Annotated in this window: 12 protein-coding genes; all 12 read right to left on the bottom strand. The window is 67.1% G+C overall.

All coding sequences use genetic code 11. The features are described 5' to 3' along the window. Positions 1 to 722: 722 nt before the first annotated feature. The 12 genes from tyrS to pheS all read right to left on the bottom strand — a co-directional run bounded on the left by tyrS (position 723) and on the right by pheS (position 15,328). Positions 723 to 2,000, bottom strand: coding sequence for a tyrosine--tRNA ligase (gene tyrS, locus BLU38_RS21390; protein ID WP_091527430.1), 1,278 nt, complete (start codon positions 1,998 to 2,000; stop codon positions 723 to 725). 23 nt (positions 2,001 to 2,023) lie between these two features. Then, a complete protein-coding gene (gene argH, locus BLU38_RS21385; protein WP_091527429.1) occupies positions 2,024 to 3,427 on the bottom strand; it encodes an argininosuccinate lyase in 1,404 nt (467 codons plus the stop codon). Positions 3,428 to 3,443: 16 nt separating this feature from the next. Further along, complete coding sequence (locus BLU38_RS21380) at positions 3,444 to 3,959, bottom strand: arginine repressor (protein ID WP_091527428.1); 516 nt, start codon at positions 3,957 to 3,959, stop codon at positions 3,444 to 3,446. Next, positions 3,946 to 4,905: an ornithine carbamoyltransferase gene (argF, locus tag BLU38_RS21375; RefSeq protein WP_091527427.1), complete on the bottom strand. Its 960-nt coding sequence runs from the start codon at positions 4,903 to 4,905 to the stop codon at positions 3,946 to 3,948. Before argF ends, BLU38_RS21380 begins: the two co-directional genes overlap by 14 nt. Continuing rightward, positions 4,902 to 6,146: an acetylornithine transaminase gene (locus BLU38_RS21370; RefSeq protein ID WP_091527426.1), complete on the bottom strand. Its 1,245-nt coding sequence runs from the start codon at positions 6,144 to 6,146 to the stop codon at positions 4,902 to 4,904. Before BLU38_RS21370 ends, argF begins: the two co-directional genes overlap by 4 nt. Continuing rightward, positions 6,143 to 7,135, bottom strand: coding sequence for an acetylglutamate kinase (gene argB / locus BLU38_RS21365; RefSeq protein ID WP_091527425.1), 993 nt, complete (start codon positions 7,133 to 7,135; stop codon positions 6,143 to 6,145). Before argB ends, BLU38_RS21370 begins: the two co-directional genes overlap by 4 nt. Continuing rightward, entirely contained in the window at positions 7,132 to 8,283 is a 1,152-nt protein-coding gene (argJ, locus tag BLU38_RS21360; protein ID WP_091527424.1) for a bifunctional glutamate N-acetyltransferase/amino-acid acetyltransferase ArgJ, read from the bottom strand. The genes argB and argJ overlap by 4 nt, the downstream gene beginning before the upstream one ends. Then, positions 8,280 to 9,317 carry an N-acetyl-gamma-glutamyl-phosphate reductase gene (gene argC, locus BLU38_RS21355; protein WP_091527423.1) on the bottom strand — a complete coding sequence of 346 codons (1,038 nt, stop codon included), beginning with the start codon at positions 9,315 to 9,317 and terminating at the stop codon, positions 8,280 to 8,282. Before argC ends, argJ begins: the two co-directional genes overlap by 4 nt. A gap of 31 nt (positions 9,318 to 9,348) precedes the next feature. Then, the gene (locus tag BLU38_RS21350) at positions 9,349 to 10,584 is read right to left on the bottom strand and encodes a type IV toxin-antitoxin system AbiEi family antitoxin domain-containing protein (protein WP_091527422.1); all 1,236 of its coding nucleotides are present in this window, start codon (positions 10,582 to 10,584) and stop codon (positions 9,349 to 9,351) included. 154 nt (positions 10,585 to 10,738) lie between these two features. Further along, positions 10,739 to 11,515 carry an SDR family NAD(P)-dependent oxidoreductase gene (locus BLU38_RS21345; protein WP_091527421.1) on the bottom strand — a complete coding sequence of 259 codons (777 nt, stop codon included), beginning with the start codon at positions 11,513 to 11,515 and terminating at the stop codon, positions 10,739 to 10,741. Positions 11,516 to 11,624: 109 nt separating this feature from the next. Further along, entirely contained in the window at positions 11,625 to 14,219 is a 2,595-nt protein-coding gene (pheT, locus tag BLU38_RS21340; protein WP_091527420.1) for a phenylalanine--tRNA ligase subunit beta, read from the bottom strand. After that, entirely contained in the window at positions 14,216 to 15,328 is a 1,113-nt protein-coding gene (gene pheS, locus BLU38_RS21335) for a phenylalanine--tRNA ligase subunit alpha (RefSeq protein WP_091527419.1), read from the bottom strand. Before pheS ends, pheT begins: the two co-directional genes overlap by 4 nt. Between the last annotated feature and the right edge of the window lie 327 nt (positions 15,329 to 15,655).

The following is a 15,655-nucleotide window of genomic DNA, read 5'->3' as shown; positions in this document are numbered from 1 at the left end:
CGTCAACTAGTTCGATCGCTGACCTCGATCTCCAAAGAGATCGTGTCAATCAATCAAAGGAATCCGCATCCAAGTCACATCGCAAAAGTGATGTGCTCAGCTTACGGGGTATTACTTGTGCATAAACTGGCATTGACTTTTAGCACGCTGTTGAGTTCTCAAGTTTCGGGCGCACACCGCGCGGTTTTCTTTCGATCTCCGCTTGGGGCAACTCGACTTACTTTAGTGATTCGCTTTCCGCCTTGTCAAATCGAGGCTTTCGGCTCTTCACTTTGTCGTTTTGCTCCTCTTTCAGGCTTTTATTCCTGTCCGAGACAACCCGACTTAATTTACCAGATCTCCGCTCCGAGTCAAACTCGGAAGTTTTGCTCCGGTGCTTGGTTTTGCTGCCGTCTTCAGGCCCTCTGGGCCTCGTTGTGGCAACTCGATCAAGCTTACCGAGGTGGTGGGCCCGAGTCAACTCGAGCTTTCCCTCCTCCCCGCGGGCATCGAGAGCTGCCGTGGTTTGGCTTTCGCGCTCGGAGCGCACGCCATCACGGCTGCTTCGTTACCGTTGGGTTCCGCACGGTCCGGCCGCGTTCTGCCTCTCGGCTTCCCGCGTCCCGCTCCCCGGCGGCTCAGAGAACATTACGCGTGAGCGAGTTGGGGGTCAAATCGCGGGGCTGTGACCGTGGTCACATCCTGTAGACCCGATGCTGACTAGGCCGTATCCGATCGGATCGTCAACATCCTGACGTCTGCGCCGCGATCCGGGCGGCCCCCACGGTCTTCTTCCCCCGGCGCAACACCACGTACTCGCCGGCCAACAGGTCGGATTGCTCGAGCCGTCGGTCGGGGTCGCTGACCTTGGTGTTGTTCAGATAGGCACCGCCCTCGGCGATCGCCCGACGGGCTGCCGACTTGCTGGCGACGACGCCACTGGCCTCCATCGCGTCGACGAAGGTCGGTAGTTCACCGTCGCTCTTCACCGCCGGAGCACCCAGTTCCTCGGCGACGTCCCGGATGGTCTCGTCCCCCAAAGCCTGGAGTTCGGAGCGCCCGAAGAGAGCCGCGGCCGCGTCGTTGGCCGCCTTGGTGTCGGCCGGCGAGTGCACCAGGTCCGTCACGTCGTCGGCCAGAGCGTGTTGGGCTGCGCGCAGCTGGGGCTTGTCCCTGGTCTGCTGTTCCAGCTCGGCGATCTCGTCCTGGCCGCGAGGGCTGAAGACCTTCAGGTAGTCGATGACCTTCTCGTCCTCGGCATTCAGGAAGAACTGGTGGAAGGCGAACGGGCTTGTCATCCCCCGGTCCAGCCACACCGTTCCGCCCTCGGTCTTACCGAACTTGGTGCCGTCGGCCTTGGTCAGCAGCGGCGTCGCGATCGCGTGCACCTTCGTGCCGTCCGACCGGCGGATCAGCTCGACGCCGGCGGTGATGTTGCCCCATTGGTCGCTGCCGCCGAACTGCAGCGTGCAGCCGTACTGTCGGTACAGGTTCAGGTAGTCCAGCGCCTGCAACAGCACGTAGGAGAACTCGGTGTAGGAGATCCCGGCTTCCAGTCGCTTCTTCACCACATCCCTGGCCAGCATCCGGTTCACCGGGAAGTGCTTGCCGATGTCGCGGAGAAAGTCCAGCACCGGCAGGTCGCCGGTCCAGTCCAGGTTGTTGACCAATCGAGCAGGATGCGGGCCGTCCATGTCGACGAAGCGTCCGACCTGCTCGCGGATCTTCTCCACCCAGCCGGCGACGGTCTCCTTGGAGTTCAGCACCCGCTCGGCCGAGTCCTTCGGGTCTCCGATCAGTCCCGTCGAACCGCCGACCAGGATCAGCGGATCGTGACCGGCGGCCTGCAGGTGTCGGGCGACGATCAGCTGCACCAGATTGCCGAAGTGGATGCTGGGAGCTGTCGGGTCGAAGCCGATATAGAACGTGACCGGTCCCGCGTTCAGATGCTCGGCGAGTGCTTGCTCGTCGGTGCAGTTGTCCAGCAGGCCACGCCACTTCAGTTCATCGAGTACTCCCACAGCCGCCAGCCTATCGGGCCGAACTACCGACGCAGCTTCGCCAGCTGTTGGGTGATCTCGGCGAGTTGTGCGCGGACCTGCTCGGTGGCGGTACCGCCACGGCCGTTCCGGGCGTCGATCGAGCCCTGCACGGTGAGCACGTCTCGTACCTGCGGAGTCAGTCTCGGGTCGATCGAGGACAGTTGCTCGGCGGTCAGGTCGGACAGTTCCATCCCCCGTTGTTCGCAGTAGCGGACACAGGCACCGGAGATCTCGTGTGCCTCCCGGAAGGGAACCCGTTGCCGGACCAGCCAGTCGGCGACGTCGGTGGCCAACGAGAAGCCCTGGGAGGCCTGGGCCGCCATCGCCTCGGTGTCGAACGTGAGGGTTCCGACCATCCCGGTCACCGCCGGGATCAGCACCAGCAGCTGATCGATGGAGTCGAAGAGCGGCTCCTTGTCCTCCTGCAGATCCCTGTTGTAGGCAAGTGGCAGCCCCTTGAAGGTGGCGAGCAGCCCGGACAGATTGCCGATCAGCCGGCCGGCCTTGCCGCGAGCCAGCTCGGCGACGTCGGGATTCTTCTTCTGCGGCATGATCGAGGACCCGGTGGACCAGGCGTCGTCGAGCTCGGCGTAGCCGAAGTCGTGGGTCGCCCAGAGGATGACGTCCTCACTCAACCGGGACAGATCGACGGCGATCTGTGCGAGCACGTACGCCGCCTCGGCGGCAAGATCACGGGAGGCAGTGGCGTCCATCGAGTTCGCCGCGCTGCCGGCGAAGCCGAGGTCGCGGGCCGTCGCCTCGGGATCCAGCCCGAGGGAGGTGCCGGCCAGTGCCGCGGACCCGTACGGGCTGATGGCCAGCCGCTTGTCCAGATCCCGCAGCCGGGACAGATCCCGCAGCAGCGGCCACGCGTAGGCCGCCAGGTGATGGGACAGCAGCACCGGCTGGGCATGCTGCAGATGGGTCCGGCCGGGCATCGCCGCACCGAGGTAGGTCGTGGCCTGCGCGTGCAGTGCCTTGATCAGGTCGGCCACGTCGGCACCGACCGCGCCGAGCGTGTCACGCAGGTACATCCGCAGCAGGGTGGCGATCTGATCGTTGCGCGACCGGCCGGCGCGGAGTCGGCCACCGAGCTCGGGACCGGCGAATTCGAGCAGGCCCCGTTCCAGTGCACCGTGCACGTCCTCGTCGGTGTCGGCCGGACCGAAGCTGCCGTCGACGACGGCGGCCTCGAGTCGGTCCAACGCGGTGATCATCTCGGCGTGCTCGTCGTCGGTGAGCAGGCCGGCTCGATGCAGTGCGCCGGCGTGGGCACGCGATCCGGCGATGTCGTAGCGCGCCAGCCGCCAGTCGAACTGGGTCGACTTGCTCAACGCGAACATCGCCTCGGCGGCACCTCCGGAGAAGCGCCCGCCCCACAACTGACCACTAGCGGTCCCGGTCATCTCTTCCTTTCGGTGTTCAGCGCGAGCTGAGACGGATGAATTCCTCGGCCAGAGCCGACCCGCCATCCGGTTCGCGGGTGATCACCATGATGGTGTCGTCGCCGGCGATGGTGCCCAGGATGCTGTTCCAGCTCGCCCGGTCGATCGCCGAGGCGAAATACTGCGCCGCTCCCGGTGGGGTCCGGATCACGACCAGATTGGCCGATGCCTCCGCCGAGACCAGGATCTCCGCGCACATCCGGGCCAGTCTCTCGTTGAAGGCCGCCTGCTCGCCGACGATCGGACTCCGGTCGCCACCCTCCCCCGGCACGGCGTAGATCAACTGACCACCCTCACCGCGGACCCGCAGCGCCCCGAGATCGAGCAGGTCGCGAGACACCGTGCCCTGGGTGACATTCACACCCTCACCGGCAAGCAGCTCTGCCAACTCGGCCTGTGAGCGCACCTGATGATGTTCCACCAGCGAAATGATCTTGGCATGACGGGCCGATTTGGTGATCGGCCCGCCGCTGCGGCGGTCAGGGTCGGACATTCTGGGCCTGCCGGTAGAGCCAACTCAACACGGCCTTCTGCGCGTGCCGACGATTCTCTGCCTCGTCCCAGACGACCGACTGTGGGCCGTCCAGCACTTCGGCGGCGATCTCCTTGCCGCGATAGGCGGGCAGGCAGTGCAGCACGATGGCGTCGGGGTCGGCCAACCCGAGCAGGTCCTCGGTCACCGCGTACGGAGAGAAGACGGCCTCCCGGGCCGCAGCTTCATCCTCCTTGCCCATCGACACCCAGGTGTCGGTGATCACCACGTCGGCGCCGGTCGCCACCGCAGCCGGGTCATGATCGACCTTCACCGAACCGCCGGTCTGCTCGGCGATCTTGGCCGCCCGGTCGAGGATGTCGCTGTCGGGGAAGTAGCCCTCGGGTGCACCGAACCGGACATTGATCCCGGCCGATGCACCGGCGAGCGCCCACGAGTTGCCCATGTTGCAGGCCGCATCACCGAGGAACGCGGCCGTCAGGCCCGCGAGCTCGCCCTTGTGTTCGCGGAGCGTCAACAGGTCGGCCAGCAGTTGGCAGGGATGGTAGTCATCGGTCAGCGCGTTGACCACCGGGACGCCGGCGTAGGCCGCCAACTCCTCGATCTTGGCCTGCTCGTAGGTCCGCCAGACGATCATGCCGAACTGTCGACCGATCACCCGGGCCACATCGGGAACCGACTCACGGACACCGATGCCGGCGAGCTTGCCGTCGACCTGCATCGGGAATCCGCCGAGCTCGGCGATGCCGGCGGCGAAGGAGGATTGCGTGCGCAGCGTCGGCTTGTCGTAGATCGTGGCGACGCTGACCGGTCCGGCGAGCGGTTTGGCACCGTACGGGTCGGCCTTCAGGTCGGCTGCCAGATCGAGGATCTCGGCCTGCTCGGCCGGCGTCAGGTCGTCGTCGGCGAGGAAATGCCGAAGCGACGCGGGCTGGGTGTCGGTCATGCTGCTCCTAGGAACGTCGGCAATGCCTCGATGAAGGTGTCGATCTGCTGGCTGGTGATGATCAACGGCGGCGCGATGCGGAGCACATTGGGTCGCGGCGCGTTGATGATGAAGCCACCGTCCAGGGCTGCGTCGGTGACGGCCTGAGCGATGTCGGAGGTCAGGACGACGCCACGCAACAGCCCCTGGCCGCGGACATGATCGACAGCGGGATGATCAAGAGCGGCGATCCCTTCACTCAGACGAGCACCCTGCTCGGTGGCGTTGGCCAACAGATCGTCGCGTTCGATCACCGACAGCACGGCGAGTCCGGCGATGCACGCGACAGGATTGCCGCCGAAGGTGCTGCCGTGGGACCCGGGCGCCAGCAGGTCGGCCGCCGGCCCGATCGCGACGCAGGCGCCGATCGGGAAGCCGTTGCCCAGGCCCTTGGCGACGGTGACGATGTCGCCGACGACGCCGGAGCGCATCGACTCCAGCCAGTACCCGGTGCGGCCGATCCCGGTCTGCACCTCGTCCAGCCAGAGCAGGGCGCCGTGCGCGGAGGCGAGCTTCCTGGCCGCGGTCAGATAGCCGTCCGGTGGGACCACGACGCCGTTCTCCCCCTGGATGGGTTCCAGGACGACGGCAGCGGTCTGGTCGTCGATCGCCGCCTCCAGGGCCGCGATGTCGCCGTACGGGACGAACTCGACGTCACCGGGCAGCGGCTCGAACGGCTTGCGGTACTTCTCGTTGGCGGTGATCGCCAGGGCACCGATCGAGCGTCCGTGGAACGATCCCTCGGTCGAGATGATCTTGGTCTTGCCGGTCAGCCGGGTGATCTTGAACGCGGCCTCGTTGGCCTCGGTGCCCGAATTGGCGAAGAACACCCGCGCCGGGGCGTCCGCAGCAACCAGCGACGTCAGTTTTTCGGCCAGTGCGACCTGGGACGGTGTGGCGAAGAAGTTCGAGACGTGACCGAGCGTGGCGATCTGCCCGGTGATCGCGGACAGCACCGTGGGGTGGGCATGGCCGAGGGCGTTCACGGCAAGGCCGGACAACAGGTCCAGATGCTTGGTCCCCTCGGTGTCCCAGACATAGCATCCCTCGCCGCGGACGAACACCCGCTTGGGGCGGCCGAAGGTGTGCATCAGGTGTTGGTCGTAGCTGTTCAACAACGCCGCCGACCCTCGGTCGGTCGGGGACGACAGTTGATCACTGACAGCTGTGCTGTCGCCGATCCGGGCCTGGAGCTCGGTCATGACTTCTTCTCCTCTGCGGCGTACTCACCGTTGGCCAACTCTTCGGGCGGTATCCCGGCGGCAGCGGGAAAGACACGGCTGCCGAGCCGCACCAGGCCGTCCTGGGTCACCATGGTGCCGATTCCGGCATTGGTGAAGACTTCCAGCAACAGGGCATGCGGCACCCGACCATCGGTGACCGTAGCGCGGGTCAGTCCGCCCTCGACGGCCTTCAGGCAGGCCTCCATCTTCGGCACCATCCCGGACTGCAGCTCGGGAAGCATGGTGCGCAACTCCGAGGCCGGCAGTTCCTTGATCACGTCGGTGCTGTTCGGCCAGTCGGCGTACAGCCCTTCGACGTCGGTGAGCATCACCATCCGGTCGGCCTGCAGGGCAACCGCCAATGCCGCCGCAGCTGTGTCGGCATTGACGTTGTGGACCACCCCGTGCCGGTCCGGAGCAATACTGGCGACCACCGGGATCCGACCGGCGCTGATCAGTCCGTTGATCGCCTCGGTCCGCACCATGCTGACCTCGCCGACCAGACCAAGATCGACTTCCTCGCCGTCGATCCGCGCCAGCTTCTTGGTGGCGGTGAACAGTCCACCGTCCTCGCCGGACATGCCGACGGCGAGCGCGCTCTGCCGGTTGATCAGTCCGACCAGGTCGCGGCCGACCTGGCCGACCAGCACCATCCGGACGATCTCCATCGCCTCCGGGCTGGTCACCCGCAGACCGCCCTTGAACTCGCTGGTGATGCCCAGGCGATCCAGCATCGCCGAGATCTGCGGACCGCCGCCGTGCACCACGACCGGATGCACACCGCAACGCTTCATGAACACGATGTCCTGGGCGAACGCAGCCTTCAGGTCCTCGTCGATCATGGCGTTGCCGCCGTACTTGATCACCACCGTCTTGCCTGCGTAGGTCTCCAACCAGGGCAGCGCCTCGGTGAGGATGGACGCCTTCTCCACCAGGGAAAGCTTCTCGGCCTTGCGGATGATGCTCACGATACGTACTCCGCATTCTCTTTGACGTAGTCGTAGGTGAGGTCGTTGGTCCAGATGGTGGTCTCGTGGTCGCCAGCGTGCAGATCGACGTCGACCGCGACCTCCCGAGGACCGAGATCCACCAGTTCGCGGGGTTCGCCGATCGAACCACCGACGCACACCTTGATGCCGTTGAACGAGACGTCGAGCTGGTCCGGATCGAAGTCCGCGTCGGTGGTGCCGATTGCTGCCAGGACCCTGCCCCAGTTGGGATCCTCGCCGAAGATGGCGCACTTGAAGAGGTTGTTCCGGGCGATCGTCCGGCCGACCATGATCGCGTCGTCGGCGCTTACCGCGCCGTGGATGTTGATAGCAATGCGATGCGCGGCCCCCTCGGCATCTCCGAGCAGCTGTTGGGCAAGTTCGTGGCAAACGGCTGTCAGTGCCGCTTCGAACTCCGCCCGATCCGCCGCCTCACCTGATGCACCGCTGGCCATCGCGATCACGGTGTCATTGGTGGACATGCAACCGTCGCTGTCCACCCGGTCGAAGGTCGCCGCTGTCGCTTGGCGCAACGCCGAGTCCAGTTCGGCAGCATCGATCACCGCGTCGGTGGTGATCACGACCAGCATCGTGGCCAGACCGGGAGCGAGCATTCCCGCGCCCTTGGCCATGGCGCCGACGGTCCAACCGGAGCCCGAGGCCGTGGCCTGTTTGGAGTGGGTGTCGGTGGTCATGATCGCCTCGGCAGCATCGTCGCCGCCGTCGGTGCTCGACTGCTGGACAATGGCCGGTATTGCACCGGTGATCTTGTCCATCGGCAGCCGAGTGCCGATCAGCCCGGTGGAACAGACAGCGACATCGATCGCGCCGATCCCGAGGGCGTCGGCGACGGCCTCGGCGGTGGCGTGGGTGTCGGCGAAACCGTCGGGACCGGTACAGGCGTTGGCACCTCCGGAGTTCAGGATGACGGCCTGCAGCTTGCCGTCCTTGATCACCTGTTCCGACCACTGCACGGGTGCGGCCTTGACCCTGTTGGAGGTGAAGACCGCGGCGGCGGTGAAGTCAGGACCGAGGTTGCGGACCAGAGCAAGATCGGCTTTGCCTGTCGCCTTGATGCCGGCAGCCAGTCCGGCAGCGGTGAATCCCTGCGCAGTCGTGACGCTCACGGTGCGACTCCGATCGTGGTCAGGCCGAGAGTCTCCTCCAGGCCGAGGGCGATGTTCGTACATTGAATGGCACCGCCGGCGGTGCCCTTGGCCAGGTTGTCGATCGCGGCGATCGCCACCAGCCGACCGGTGTGTGGGTCGACGGTGGCCTGCAGATGGGCGGTGTTGGCGCCGATGGTGGCCTGGGTCTGCGGCCACACGCCCTGGGGCAGCAGGTGCACGAACGGCTCCTCTGCGTAGCTGCGCTGGTAGGCCGCGTACACGTCCTCGGCGCCGATCGACGGGTCGCTCAACTTGGCGGTGCAGGTGGCCAGGATGCCGCGAGCCATCGGCACCAACATCGGGGTGAACGAGACCTTGGGGTCGTCGGCGCCACAGGCGGCGAGATTCTGCTCCATCTCCGGCGTGTGCCGGTGGATCCCACCGACCTGGTACGGCGTCGCCGATCCCATGATCTCGGCAGCCAGATAGGTGACCGCGAGCTTCTTGCCGGCCCCGGACGGTGCGGTTGCCAGGGCCACGACGACGTCGTCGGTGTTGATCAGACCGGCCCGGACGGCCGGCAGCAGGGCAAGCGTCGAGGCGGTCGGATTGCAACCGGGAACGGCAATCCGCTTGCTGCCGGCGAGCTTCTCCCGCTGTCCGGGCAGCTCAGGCAGGCCGTACGGCCAACTGCCGTGGTGGTCCGATCCGTAGTACTGCTGCCACTTGGCCGGATCGACCAGCCGGTGATCGGCAGCGCAGTCGACGACCAGGATGTCATCGCCGAGTTGTTCGGCTATTGCACCGGACGCGCCGTGCGGCAGGGCCAGGAAGACGATGTCGTGACCGGCAAGGTGATCGGCGTCGGTGGGCTCCACCTCGCGCTGGGCCAGCGGCACCAGGTGCGGGTGATGTTCGCCGAGTCGACTGCCGGCACTCTTGGCGGCCGTCACGGCACCGATCTCGATCTGCGGGTGGTTGAGCAGCAGCCGGAGCAGCTCGCCGCCGGCATATCCGGTGGCTCCGGCCACCGCCGCTGTGTACTTCGTCACGGCATGATCATGCCATGGTCTGCATAACTATTCAAAGCCAATGGTTGGACGCCCACTCCCGATCGGCCTCCCGCGGCTCGATCCGGCGGCCACAATCGCGGCACCAACCGCGACCAACGGCGCCCGAACCGTCCCGGTCCGCGTCGCTCCATCGCACTGCCCCGCTCCACCTGCTCCTGTCGTACCACCCGGAAGCGACCCGCCAGTCAGGTTCGTCTCGCGACCCCGGCTCGTCGGGCCACCCCGGCTCGACCGGCCACCCCGGCTTCTCGTCCCACCCGACCCGTTCGTCCGGCTTCGACCTCCTGCGGTCGGACGCGCGGCGATGGCCCTCGGCGACCCGATGCCGCGCGCTCCCCCAGCTCGCAACCTCGCGGGGGCCGAGGATGTCGACGAACCAGCCCTGTTGCAGGGCAGGGATCCAGCGGCCGACGGTCCGCCCATCCTCGGTCCGCCCATCCTCGATCCGCCCATCCTCGGTCCGATCGGTCCAGTGATCGAGCCGGTCATCGCCGAGCCGGTTGCCATCGGGTCGGTCGTCGTCGGGCTCGAGAACGGCCGCGTACCGCACCGCCGGATCGGCAAGGTCGAACTCGATCCGCCGTCCACCCTCGGCGAGGATCGGCAGCCTCAGCTCGGGGTCCGGTAGGCCGGCCCGGATCCAATGCATCCGGAGCGCGGAGGCCCCGAGGCTGTCGGACCGGGCGTCAGCGAGGGGCACCAGTTCTCTGAGTTGCGCGACGCCGGAACGACCACGAAATCGGGGGACCTGATCGCGGAGTTGATCATGGCAGAAGTCGCCCAGCCGCAACAGCGCATCCAGGGCGCCGAGCGCCACATACTCGGACTCGGTCCGCCCGAGATCGCACGCCGTGCGCAGTGGCGTCGTCACGCAGCAGCCGTCGATGATGCGGAGATCGTCGGGTGCATAGCGATGCAGGGAGCGATTCCAGCAGAGTCGGCGCCCGATCGAATAGCCGGCGGTCTGTTGATCGAGGTCGACGCCGTACAGCCAGGCCGCGGTACGTCCGGTGACGACCGCCGAGTCCCCGACGGCTAGAGCGAGGGCACGGGCACGGTCGATCGTCGAGCCGATCGGCTGCGCGGCGAACACACCACGGAACAGCCGATGCAGCCCACCGGACCGGATCAGTTTGCCCAGGTCGGCCGAGCTGACTCCGTGGCGTCGCGCTTCGGCCAGCGTGAACGGTCGATCGGACGGCAGCTGGGCATCGTCGAGCGAGATCGGGGGTTTCGCAGCAGGCATGAAGCCATCCTGCTGGCCCCAGCGGATCGGAATCGGTTCAGAGCGGACGGCCTGTGGACAGCTTCAGCATCGGACAACACCCGATCCCGCCGGACACCACTGCACCGGCAGCAAACCGGCACCGGACCACGGATCCGGGCTCAGCGCATCGGGCTCAGTGCATGTAGAGGCCACCGTCGACGTTCAGGGTCTGTCCGGTGACGAAGCCGGCGTCCTCGCTGATCAGGTAGGCGATCGCCGCGGCGATGTCGCGAGGCGTACCGATCCGCGGCAGGACGCCGTCGGCAGCCATCGCCTGCTTGCGCTCCTCGGTCAACGTCCCGCCCATGATGTCGGTGTCGATCGGACCCGGCGAGATCACGTTCACCGTGATGCCCTGGCCACCGAGCTCACGAGCCACGCTCCGGGACAGGCCGATCACGCCGGCCTTGGCCGCGGAGTACGCGGTCTTGCTGTACGTGCCGCCGCCGCGCTGGGCCGATACCGAGGACAGGCTGACGACCCGGCCGACACCGTTGCGCACCATGGATTCCGCTGCCCGACGGGTGGCGTAGTGCACGCCGTTCAGATTGGTCGTGATCACCCGGTCCCATTCCTGTGGCGTCACCTCGAGGTACGGATCGGGTGACGAGACGCCGGCGATGTTGACCAGCGCGACCAACTGCGGAAGTGCCGCCTCGAGGGTGTCGAAGGCCGCCCGGACCTGGCTCTCCTGCGAGACGTCGGCACCGGCTCCGGCGGTCTGCACGCCGTGCACGGCCCTGATCTCCTCGGCGACCTTGGCGGCGGCGTCGGCATCCAGGTCGATGATGCCGACATTCCAGCCGCGCTCGGCGAGGTAGTACCCGGTGGCTCGGCCGATGCCACGGGGCGAGGCGGCGCCGGTGAGGATGACCGTCGGTGAGTCGGGAAAGGACGTGGCAGTAGTCATGGTCGTGCGGTACTCCTCGAGGCGTGGCGATCCGACCGTCGAACCGCAGGAAAATCCTATAGGAAACGAAGTTCGTGCTCCGACCGGCCCGTGGGATCCGGGCCGCTGCTCAGATCACGCGCTGTTCGGCTCCGGTCGCCGCGGCGGCCGCATCGACGGCGGCTTGCCGGACCTCGGCGACCTCCGCATCGGTCAGGGTCCGGTCCGGCGCACGGAACCGCAGCGCATAGGCCAACGATTTCCTGCCGTCACCCAGTTGGTCACCGGTGTAGATGTCGAACAACCGGACCTCCTCCAGTAGCGCTCCGGCTCCGGCACGCAGGGCCTGTTCGACGGCAGCGGACGGCACCGAATCGGCGACGATCAGTGCGAGATCCTGCTTGACCACGGGATGGGTCGAGATGTCGGCGACCCGGCCGATCTCCGGCGCCGCCGCGATCAGCGCATCAAGATCAACTTCCACCGCAACCGTGTTCTTCGGCAGGCGGAGGTCATCGATCACGGTCGGGTGCAGTTCGCCGGCGTAACCGATCGACGTCCCGGTGCCGTCCGGACCGACCACGACCACCGCCGCACATCGACCGGGATGCCAGGGCGCGTGTTCGGCCTGCTCGATCCTGATCGTCGCACCGACGGCACGTGCGGCGATCTCGGCGACGGCGACGGCGTGCCGCCAGCTCACCGGTTCCGCCCGTCCGGTCCAGCCGTTCGGGCGGGCGTGCCCGGTCAGCACCGCCCCGAGCATCCGGGGTTGATCGCCGATGGCGGCGTCCATCGCTGCGAGCTCGTCATCGGTCGGTCGATGTTCGACCCCGACCCGCGGCGCGACGCCGGAGCCCTGCGGCGCAAGGAAGACCGAGCCGATCTCGTACAACGCCAGATCGTCGATGCTGCGACTGGTGTTCCGGTTGACCGCGGCGAACAGTTCGGGCAGCAGTGTGCTGCGCAACGCGGCCTGCTCCTCCGACAGCGGGTTGGCCAACCGCAGCAGCCGTCGGCGTACGTCGTCGGTCGGGACGCCGAGTTGATCAAGGACCGTCGGCGCCATGAACGGGAAGGTCAGCACCTCGACATGGCCGGTGTCGGCCAGCGCGGAACCGATCCATCGGCGAAGTCGCTGCCGTCGACTGAGACCGCGGCCCGGCGGCGGGCTCGGAACGACGGGCTCGACCCGCTGGTAGCCGTAGATCCGGCCGACCTCCTCGACGAAGTCGTACGGGTCGGTCAGGTCGGGCCGCCAGCTCGGTGGCGTCAGGGTGAGCCGCTCGCCGTCGTCGGCGACGGCCACGCCGACCCGCTGCAGATGGTCGACCACGGTGCCGTGGTCGATCGGGGCACCCATGATCCGGGCCGGAAGTTGATCATCGATGCCGACCTGCGGTGCCGCGGGGACGGCACCGGCCACGGTCTCCTCGGAGCTGAGCCGGCCGTGCCCCAACGCGACCAGCAACTGCGCTGCGCGATGCGCCGCAGAGTAGGTGGCTGCCGGGTCTGCACCACGCTCGAACCGGCGGGACGCCTCGGAGATCAACTTGTGTCGGCGAGAGGTCCGAGCGATCCCGACGGCCTCGAAGTTCGCCGCCTCGATCACCACCGTATCGGTCCTGTCGTCGACCTCGGTGTCCGCACCACCCATCACTCCGGCGAGGCCGATCGGTCCGCGGTCGTCGGTGATCAACAGGTCCGCCGGATCAAGATCACGGGTCACGTCGTCGAGCGTGATCAACTTCTCCCCCGGCTGCGCATTCCGGACCACGATCGGTCCCGACAGCTTGGCCGCGTCGTAGGCGTGCAACGGCTGCCCCGACTCCAACATCACGTAGTTGGTGATGTCTACCGCCAGCGAGATCGACCGCATCCCGGCTTGATGCAGACGGCGCTGCATCCAGCGCGGACTGGGCGCGGTCGGGTCGAGATCGGTGATCGTCAGCGCGACGAAGATCGAACAGCCGTCGGAGTTGATCGTGACCGGGTAGCCCGCCGATCGAACCGCGGACCCTTCGACAAGATCAGGGATCTTCGAGACAGGGTCGGTGAAGTCGACGTCCAGCGCGAGGGCGGCCTCGCGAGCGATGCCGCGGACCGACCAGCAGTAGCCGCGGTCCGGGGTGACGGCGATGTCCAGGACGTCGTCGCGGAGGTAGATCGCCGGGGCGGCATCCGCTCCGACGGTCAGTGGGGCTGGTGGTCGGTGCCGGATGATTCCCGGCCCTTCGACGAGCTCAGGGCCCTGGGTGTCCGGGGTGAGCACCATGATGCCGGCATGATCGTCACCGACGCCGAGTTCGCGTGCCGAGCAGATCATCCCGTCACTGAAGTGACCGTAGGTCTTGCGGGAGGCGATCTCGAAGCCGCCGGGCAGCACCGCTCCGGGGAGGGCGACGACCACCAGGTCGCCGACGGCGAAGTTGCTGGCGCCGCAGATGATGCCGCGGCCGGGACGAGAGAAGTCGGTCGGCTTGCCGCCCGCGTTGTGCTCGCCGACGTCGACCCGACACCAGCGGACGGTCTTGCCGTTGGAGTGCTTCTCCTCCTGGAACTCCTCGACCTGGCCGATCACCAGTGGCCCGGTGACGTCGGCGCCGGTCTGGTCGACGGTCTCGACCTCCAGGCCGACCCGGATCAGGGCGTCGGAGATCTCCTGCGCGGTGACAGTCTCCGGGACTGCGGCATAGCTCCGCAACCAGCTCAGCGGAACCCTCATCGTGCACCTCCGACCAGGGAGCGGCTGAACCGGACGTCACCCTGCACGGTGTCGCGCAGGTCGGAGAGGTTGTTGCGGAACATCAGCGTGCGATCCACACCCATCCCGAAGGCGAAGCCGGAGTAGATCGAGCTGTCCACCCCGCAGGCCTCCAGCACTCGCGGATTCATCACGCCACATCCTCCCCATTCGATCCAGCCCTCGCTCTTGCAGGTCCGGCACGGGTTGTCCGGGTCCCCCACCGAACTGCCGTGACAGACGAAGCACTGCAGGTCGACCTCGGCCGACGGTTCGGTGAACGGGAAGTACGACGGTCGCCAACGCAGCACCATGTCCGGTCCGAACAGCGACCGGGCGAAGTGCTCCAGCGTCCCGCGCAGGTGACCGAAGGTGATGCCCTTGTCGACGGCCATGCCCTCGATCTGGTTGAACACCGGGAGGTGGGTGGCGTCGTACTCGTCGGCACGGAAGACCCGGCCCGGACAGACGACGTAGACCGGCAACTCACGATCGAGCAGTGAGCGGGCCTGAACCGGTGAGGTGTGCGTCCGCAGCACCCGGTTGCTTTCCGGCGGATCGACGAACAGGGTGTCCTGCATGGTCCGGGCAGGATGGTCCCGCGGGATGTTCAGCGCATCGAAGTTGAGCCACTCGGCTTCCAACTCGGGACCTTCGGCGATCTCCCAGCCCATCGCCACGAAGATGTCGCTCATCAGGTCGATCAGTCCGGTGATCGGATGGATCGCCCCGTGCCCGACGAGCTCGGTCGGCAGCGTGACGTCGACCCGTTCGGCGGCCAGCCGCTGCTCCAGCTCGGCCGCGGAGATCTCCGCCTCGCGCGCCTTCAATGCCTGACTGACCCGGCCCCGGGCCTGCCCCATCCGCTTGCCGACCTCACGCTTGGCCTCCGGCGGCAACGCTCCGATCTCCCGATTGGCCAGGGCCAACGGCGACCGATCGCCGGAGTGGGCGATCCGGGCCTGCTTGAGCTCGGCGACCGTGGTCGCCGCGGTAAACGCCTGCAACGCCTCGGCCACCATGGCGTCGACGTTCTCCGCGCTCAACGACGCGACCTGGACGGGGTCATAGCTCTTGTTCGGCCCGGACATCGGACTCCTCACGCGGTCAGCACATCAGTTGCGGCCCACCCGACGGCGAGTCGCGCCAGCACAGTCTAGAAAGGTCCGGCAGACAGCAGCCAATCGGTTGTCCACCGACACCACCCGAGCAGGTCCGGAGGTGACACCTGCCCACAGTTCCGATCCGCCGAGCCGGCGACCCGACAGCACAGCGCCGAGGTGCCCGCCGGCTGACACGGCCGGCCCGTCCGGAGTGGGTTCTTCGCGCGGATGACTCCAGGAACGAGGCCCAGTCCGTTGGCGTCGACAACCCGACCTCGAACAACGTGGTTTCCGCTCCGCCCGACCGGAACGCAA

The organism is Microlunatus soli (genome assembly GCF_900105385.1).
GTDB lineage: Bacteria > Actinomycetota > Actinomycetes > Propionibacteriales > Propionibacteriaceae > Microlunatus > Microlunatus soli.
The sequence above is the reverse complement of the archived record's forward strand: the minus strand, read 5'-3'. Positions and strand labels throughout refer to the sequence as shown.

What these genes read in the sequence shown, in the direction of transcription:
- argH (WP_091527429.1), bottom strand. Translation starts at nt 3,427, where the DNA reads ATGACCGGGACCGCTAGTGGTCAGTTGTGGGGCGGGCGCTTCTCCGGA.
- BLU38_RS21380 (WP_091527428.1), bottom strand. Translation starts at nt 3,959, where the DNA reads ATGTCCGACCCTGACCGCCGCAGCGGCGGGCCGATCACCAAATCGGCC.
- argF (WP_091527427.1), bottom strand. Translation starts at nt 4,905, where the DNA reads ATGACCGACACCCAGCCCGCGTCGCTTCGGCATTTCCTCGCCGACGAC.
- BLU38_RS21370 (WP_091527426.1), bottom strand. Translation starts at nt 6,146, where the DNA reads ATGACCGAGCTCCAGGCCCGGATCGGCGACAGCACAGCTGTCAGTGAT.
- BLU38_RS21350 (WP_091527422.1), bottom strand. Translation starts at nt 10,584, where the DNA reads ATGCCTGCTGCGAAACCCCCGATCTCGCTCGACGATGCCCAGCTGCCG.
- BLU38_RS21345 (WP_091527421.1), bottom strand. Translation starts at nt 11,515, where the DNA reads ATGACTACTGCCACGTCCTTTCCCGACTCACCGACGGTCATCCTCACC.
- pheT (WP_091527420.1), bottom strand. Translation starts at nt 14,219, where the DNA reads ATGAGGGTTCCGCTGAGCTGGTTGCGGAGCTATGCCGCAGTCCCGGAG.
- pheS (WP_091527419.1), bottom strand. Translation starts at nt 15,328, where the DNA reads ATGTCCGGGCCGAACAAGAGCTATGACCCCGTCCAGGTCGCGTCGTTG.